Consider the following 6764-nt stretch of genomic DNA (forward strand, 5'->3'; position numbering starts at 1 on the left):
GTAGGGACAGCACTAACAGCAGTAATCGGTGCACTTGTGTGGGGAGAGGTTTTTAGCGCTCTTAAACTAGCTGGTATTATCTTAATAATCGGTGGCGTGATTTTATTAAACTCTTCAAAAAGCGAAGAAATAGAGAATCCGAAAGCAAAGGCGCTATGAAAAAAGCGCCATTCCCCCTATAATGAAAGGGAATACATAGTAAGGGGGAGTAGGAAATGGTTGGAGAATGGGAAAATGCAGAACCAGGCGTAAAACGAAAAATATTCCCACCGGGTGAATCGGTGATGATGATGGAAGTTCATTTTGAAAAAGGTGCAGAAGGCTATCAACACAGCCATCCACATGAGCAATTTACTTACGTGATGAAGGGTAGTTTCCTATTCACAATCGAAGGGGAACAAACGACAGTATCCCAAGGAGAAACGATTTTTATCCCGGGAAACCATAAACATGGTGTCGTAGCGTTAGAGGAAGGTATTTTACTAGATACCTTTACACCGCTTCGTGAAGATCTTTTGAATAGATAACCTTTGAATCCTCTTGCTTGCAGGGGGATTTTTTTTGCCTTCAAATGGTATAATGTGTACTAACACTAATGAATTGAGGTTGGTTCCATGTGGGAGAAAACAGTGCATGTACAGCCGCCATATAATTTCGATCGCGTCCTAGACCGGCTATCCATAAATCCGCTTAACGATTTGAATAAAAATGAACGCTCGGTAAAGGTGCCCTTTTATATTAAAGATGAACCAGTAGTTGTCACAGTAAAAGCAACAGGGACAACGGAGGAGCCAACTTTTATAGTAACTGGCACCGAAAAAGATTCAATGGAAAATGCGCTGGAACATGTTTCTCACATTTTTCAATGGGATGTACAGTTGGTTAGCATCCAAGACCATTATTTACAAACAGATCTTAGGGATATTTTCATAGAACATCGTGGAACTCCATTGGTCTTAGACTTTGATCCATATTTTAGCTTGATGAAGTGCATCATCCATCAGCAGCTAAATATGACATTTGCCCATACACTTACATCAAGGTTTGTGACTACATTCGGCCAAGAAATTGAGGGAACGTGGATCCATCCTCGACCTGAAAAAATAGCCGAGTTGTCCGTTGCGGACCTAAGGGAATTACAATTCAGTGGTAGGAAGGCGGAATATGTCATTGATACGTCAAAACTGATTGCAGCAGGAGAACTAAATCTCCCGGATCTTCAATCGAAAACCGATGAAGAGATTATGGACACTCTAGTAAAAATCAGAGGAATTGGAAAATGGACCGCGGAAAATTATCTGTTATTCGCATTAGGACGGCCAAATCTCTTCCCGATGGCAGATATCGGAATCCAAAATGCCATCAAAAAATTATACAATCACGAGAAAAAGCCAACCTATGAAGAGATGGAAGAATACAGCAAGCCATGGGAGCCATATTTAAGCTATGCCTCCTTGTATTTATGGCGAAGCATTGAATAGAAAGTTGTGTGTATGATGAAACAGCAAAAAGAAAACCAAGCAAAATTACAGGTGGGACAAACCTTTCCCCTTACAATAAAAAGACTCGGAATTAACGGAGAAGGTGTCGGCTATTTTAAAAGGCAGGTCGTCTTTGTACCTGGTGCGCTACCTGGTGAAGAGGTAGTCGTCGAAGCTACAAAGGTTCATCCGAAATTTTCTGAAGGTAGGGTTAAAAAAATCCGCAAAAAATCAGAGCATCGGGTAAAACCACCATGTCCTATCTACGATTTATGTGGAGGATGCCAGCTTCAGCATTTGGACTATCGTCAGCAATTAAAAGAAAAGCGGGACATTGTTGTCCAAGCCTTTGAACGCTATAGTAAAACACCTATTGAAAAACTCAATATTAAAGAAACGATTGGCATGGAAAACCCGTGGAGTTATAGGAACAAAAGTCAGTTCCAGGTCGGACTTGATAAACAAAAAGTGATAGCGGGACTTTACGGACTCAACTCTCACAAACTAATCGATATTGCCGACTGCATGATTCAGCATCCAGCAACAAGCAAGGTCACCCAAACAGTAAAAATGATCCTTCAAGACTTAAAAATATCAATTTACAATGAGCGAAATCGAAAAGGACTCGTCCGCACCATCGTCACAAGAGTCGGCGTCCAGTCGGGAGAGGTTCAGCTCGTCTTAATTACAGCCGAAAAAGAAATCCCGCGAAAAAGCTTATTAATAGAGGAGATTTCGAAACGATTACCTGAAGTGAAATCGATCATCCAAAATATCAATGGTCAAAAGACATCACTCATTTTTGGAGACGAATCGATTCATTTGCACGGAAGTGAAGTCATTCAAGAAACACTCGGAGACCTTTCATTCGAGTTGTCTGCTCGTGCTTTCTTCCAGCTGAACCCAGAGCAAACCGTTAAATTATACGACGAAGTAAAAAAGGCTGCCCAATTAACAGGCAAGGAAAAAATCGTCGATGCCTATTGTGGTGTCGGAACAATCGGACTATGGCTCGCAGACGGTGCAGCCGAAATCCGCGGAATCGAAATCATCCCAGAAGCCATCGAAGACGCAAGAAAAAATGCCAAAAAACATGGTTTTGAGAATGCTACCTATGCCGTAGGAAAGGCAGAAAAGCTCCTACCAAAATGGGTAAAAGAAGGCTGGCGCCCTGACGTCATCGTCGTCGACCCGCCACGCACCGGCTGTGACGACCAATTCTTACAATCTGTGTTAAAAGTAAAACCGAAGAAGATGGTGTATGTATCATGTAATCCATCGACTTTGGCGAAGGATATTCAAGTGTTGTCGAAGCTTTATCGGGTTGAGTATGTGCAGCCGGTGGATATGTTTCCTCATACTGCGCATGTGGAGTGTATCTCGCAACTCATTTTAAAGAAAGGTGACTAACCCATTAAACTGTACCCTTTGTAAAGAACATTAAAAAAGGTTTTGCAACTTGGAGAAGATGATTTCTGTATTCAACGGGAGTCATCTTCTTTAAATTCCATTGATACCTAAAATTATTTTGATAAGTCATATAACTTCTAATTTCCTTTTTAAGTTCATCTAAAGAACTACATGTCTTTATATTTGCTTCATCCTCAAAATTACCAAAAAATGCTTCTCGTGGTGTATTATCCTAACAGTTTCCCCTTCTTAACATCAACTGCCCTATCCTTAGTTGTTTTACTTGTTTTTGAAAAATAGGATTAGTGTAATGGCACCCCTGAATCGAATGAATAAATGCCCCTTTTGCAAACTCAATTTTCTATTATTTTTTCACTTTACAAATGTATCATTAGCTAAATCCAATGTTAGTTTATCAGATACATAATAGGCCACTATTTCATTCGTTGACCCGTCTGAAATAGTCGATAAATAAGCCCTTTTATTCTTTCCATAATAAAGATGCCTGCAAGCCGCACTTTACCTGGAATATCTTGTTTGAAATCTCTGTCTAGTAAATTCGGCAATACGGAATGCCCTGAGTAGCCTCTAATATTTTCTTATAAGGATTGGCATTTCTAATAGGACATACAATATTATATTTCTTCATAATTCTTCGTATTAGCTTTAGAATATATGTAATATTAAACTGCTTTTCTAATGTCACTTTAATCTGTCGAGCACCTATATTCCGGCGTTTATAATGAAATGCCTTTAAATATTATCTTTTTAGAACCAGATCTTTTTTCTCCAGTAGATTCCTACTTTCTTGTGCTTCTACTGGGAAATATTTATAGTAACCTAATCGTGAAACCCCTGAAAGTTCACACAAATAATCTTACCATATTTTTAAGTTCGAACTCTTCAATCACTGAGTAAATTAAAGGAAACTTCTGTTCAGCAGAAATCTTTACTTGTTTATCTTCACTCCCTTTTCAATCATGACAAATTTTTTTAACAACTCATTCTCGCACAAAGAAGATGAATCTTGGTCCCTAACTTTGCATTTTGTTCTTCTAGTGAAAGTTTTTTTTCAGACGGTCTCCCAGAATTAGTCGTACGTGTATCTTGAAGCCCCAAAACCCTAGATTCTATAAACGCTTTTCTTCATCTATAGGTAGACGCTTGTTACTCATGATGCAAGTCCTCTGTCTCTTAAGTGCTTGATTGCGTTCTCTGTATTGTTACGGATTTTTAGTAAAGGTACATATGCTTGTCCATTCTTTTGGTGTAATGGAACTAATTATATTTATTTAGATGTTCTAACTAGTTCTACTAAAGAAGAAATAATATATGGAAAACATAGAAAGCATTGAGAAAAGATTATGGTAACCACCAGAATGGATAACCATGTCCTGCGCTTTTCGCTTGTTATTACTTTCTTATAGAGTTGAATTGAATAACGGTTATTCATAAATAAAATATTGTGATTGGATTATTGTTTTTGAGATAGAATAATTTTGTTTCTCGGAAATAATTGGTAGAATAAAAAAGAGAGTTGTCGAAATGTGATGAATAAAAATTTAATGATAGAAAATATATACTTATTATAATCTTATAGATAAGGGTGAAAGTAACTCATGAGAACTGAGGGAAGAAATCTTGCAAATCCAAACATTACTGCTCAAGAAAGATTAATAAAATCTTATGCTTATAAAGAAGGGAGAGAAGCATGTGTTTTTATATCCCATGTATCTGATAACAAATCTGCTGCAATTGCCATAGGTGAGTATATTAGAAAGTCTGGTATAGATATTTATCTGGATATTTATGATGATGACTTACAAAGAGGTGTTGTTGGAGGTGACGATAACTCTATTACGAGGAGTATAGAAAAAGGGATTGATAACTCAACAGAACTGCTTTGTATAGTATCCGAAACTACTAAAAGATCTTGGTGGGTCCCTTATGAGATTGGATATGGTAAAAAGGCAGCAAACTCAATTTCAACACTATTATTGAAAGATGTAAAAGATATTCCATCTTATTTAAAGATATCTAACTTAATAAAAGGAATAAAAGGCTTGAATGAATATCTAACTTATTTAGCAGACAAAGAAAAGAAGGCATATTTCGAGAAATCTTTACCTAATATACAATCCCATATAAGTTCCGTACATCCCTTAGATGTTTATATGAACAGAAATGTATAAAATGTGAAGGAGGATTTATTAATAGCCCATAAAGTATTTTTAAACTTACATCACTCAAATGATCAAAGTCGTGCTGACTATATAAAAAGAAAGTACGGTACATTAAATACACTTATAGACAGGTCCCTTCCAGAAGTTCGTCAAAGTGAGGATAATGATTATATTCTAAGTGTAATTCGTACAAAACACCTTAAAGATTCAACAGTAACTATAGTGTTAATAGGTAGTGAAACTTATAGTCGTAAGTGGGTAGATTGGGAAATATATTCTTTTTTACGACCTTATGGAAGTAGAAAAAGAAATGGCATATTAGGTATATATCTCCCTTCTGCAACTATAGTTCCAGCAAGATTATTAGATAATTTCAACTCTGGCTATGTGACAACTATGAAATGGGGAAATATACCATGGCAATCGGAGAGTAAGATAAATGAAGCTTATAATAATAGGTACAGAGAATATCTAATGGAAAATAATAGACCTAGAAGAAGGAGGAATGGATAATGTCTTGGGCAATTAAAAGGAAAAGGAGGAAAAATAAAATTTATTTACTAATTAGTATCGCATGTTTTTTCTTATTTTTATTTTTTTTAGTTATTCATTTATCAAAATCATATTCACCAGGAAACATTACTATAAACGCACCTTTTAGCCTAGGAACGTATGAGTTTAGTCGAGCAGAACTTACACAAAAAGAACTTGATATATCTTGGAAATTATATGTTCAATTAACTACCCGGAAAGCAGCTATACCTATTGACTCGGATAACGACATTATTACCGAAATTTATGATTCTTGGTATGAGCTTTTTAAATCTACCAGAGAGTATCTACTAGAGCTATCAACAAAAGATCTTGAAGGAAACGAAAATGCTCAAAAAATTGTAAAGTTGTCACTAGATGTATTGAATCAGGGATTAAGGCCACATCTAACCGAGTGGCAAGGGAAATATAGGAAATGGTATGACAATGCATTACAGGATCCAGAAAATGCGAATTTGTCACCGCAAGAAATTCAGAAAAAATATAAAGATTATGACAAGCTAATTAAATCCATTGAAGATGTAAATAAAAACTTAATTCTTTATGCTGATGAACTAAAGAAGTTTTCGCATGAAGAACCTCCTAATCTCTCAACAAAGGTTATAACAAAAGTAAAGAATGCCATTGATAACCTTGATTACACTGAAAATGAAGATAAGTCACCAAGTGAAGAATAAAAAAGGGAAGTGAGATGGAAACAATGAAGACCAATTAGCAAAACTGAAAATTTTACTTATTAAAATCACCATTAACAAAACTATGTTTAAAAAGTGTACTAAATATAAAAGGGTTTAGCACAATAATAGACACATTTCTTTTATTGTGCTAAATGGATTTACATATAGTAGAGGAGGATTTTAGGATTAGACAAGATTATATTTTCGAATTAGATTATTTTCAGAATAGAAATTTTAATTCTTATATACTTAGAAAGATAGCAAAAGAGCATAATAATCAAATTCTGACGGGTTATCAATGTTTTATAAATAATTTGCCAACAAGCTTGGAGTTTTATGTATTTCTATCATATAAATCAACAAGTAAATCAGAAATTGAAAGAATGAAAGAATTACTATTTCCTATTAGTAATTATAGACCAGATGTTTCTTTGAATACATTATTTAATAGAATAGGAGAT

7 protein-coding genes and 2 pseudogenes are annotated in these 6764 nt (G+C 35.6%); 7 read left to right on the forward strand and 2 right to left on the reverse strand.

The features are described from left to right. The first annotated feature begins 215 nt into the window (after positions 1 to 215). From V7147_RS22120 to rlmD, 3 genes are all read left to right on the forward strand, one after another. On the forward strand, positions 216 to 527 hold the full coding sequence (locus V7147_RS22120) for a cupin domain-containing protein (protein ID WP_335369971.1): 312 nt from the start codon (positions 216 to 218) through the stop codon (positions 525 to 527). Between the two features lie 87 nt (positions 528 to 614). Then, a complete protein-coding gene (locus tag V7147_RS22125; RefSeq protein ID WP_335369972.1) occupies positions 615 to 1481 on the forward strand; it encodes a DNA-3-methyladenine glycosylase family protein in 867 nt (288 codons plus the stop codon). 12 nt (positions 1482 to 1493) lie between these two features. Continuing rightward, complete coding sequence (gene rlmD / locus V7147_RS22130) at positions 1494 to 2891, forward strand: 23S rRNA (uracil(1939)-C(5))-methyltransferase RlmD (RefSeq protein WP_335369973.1); 1398 nt, start codon at positions 1494 to 1496, stop codon at positions 2889 to 2891. 4 nt (positions 2892 to 2895) lie between these two features. Here the strand turns inward: rlmD and V7147_RS25295 are convergent. Continuing rightward, positions 2896 to 3096 (reverse strand): annotated as a pseudogene (locus V7147_RS25295) (IS3 family transposase); the annotation flags it as partial. 345 nt (positions 3097 to 3441) lie between these two features. Continuing rightward, positions 3442 to 3633, reverse strand: a pseudogene (locus tag V7147_RS25300) (hypothetical protein); the annotation flags it as partial. Positions 3634 to 4510: 877 nt separating this feature from the next. On the opposite strand from V7147_RS25300, the gene V7147_RS22135 reads away from it, so the two are divergent. The 4 genes from V7147_RS22135 to V7147_RS22150 form a co-directional block, all read left to right on the forward strand. After that, complete coding sequence (locus tag V7147_RS22135; RefSeq protein WP_335369974.1) at positions 4511 to 5083, forward strand: TIR domain-containing protein; 573 nt, start codon at positions 4511 to 4513, stop codon at positions 5081 to 5083. Between the two features lie 3 nt (positions 5084 to 5086). After that, positions 5087 to 5587 carry a TIR domain-containing protein gene (locus V7147_RS22140; protein WP_335369975.1) on the forward strand — a complete coding sequence of 167 codons (501 nt, stop codon included), beginning with the start codon at positions 5087 to 5089 and terminating at the stop codon, positions 5585 to 5587. After that, entirely contained in the window at positions 5587 to 6303 is a 717-nt protein-coding gene (locus V7147_RS22145) for a hypothetical protein (RefSeq protein ID WP_335369976.1), read from the forward strand. Before V7147_RS22140 ends, V7147_RS22145 begins: the two co-directional genes overlap by 1 nt. A gap of 152 nt (positions 6304 to 6455) precedes the next feature. Continuing rightward, a partial coding sequence (locus tag V7147_RS22150) for a hypothetical protein (protein WP_335369977.1) occupies positions 6456 to 6764 on the forward strand: 309 nt, incomplete at its 3' end.

The sequence above is a fragment of the Bacillus sp. JJ1521 genome, from assembly GCF_036965165.1.
Classification (GTDB): Bacteria; Bacillota; Bacilli; order Bacillales; family Bacillaceae_L; genus Ferdinandcohnia.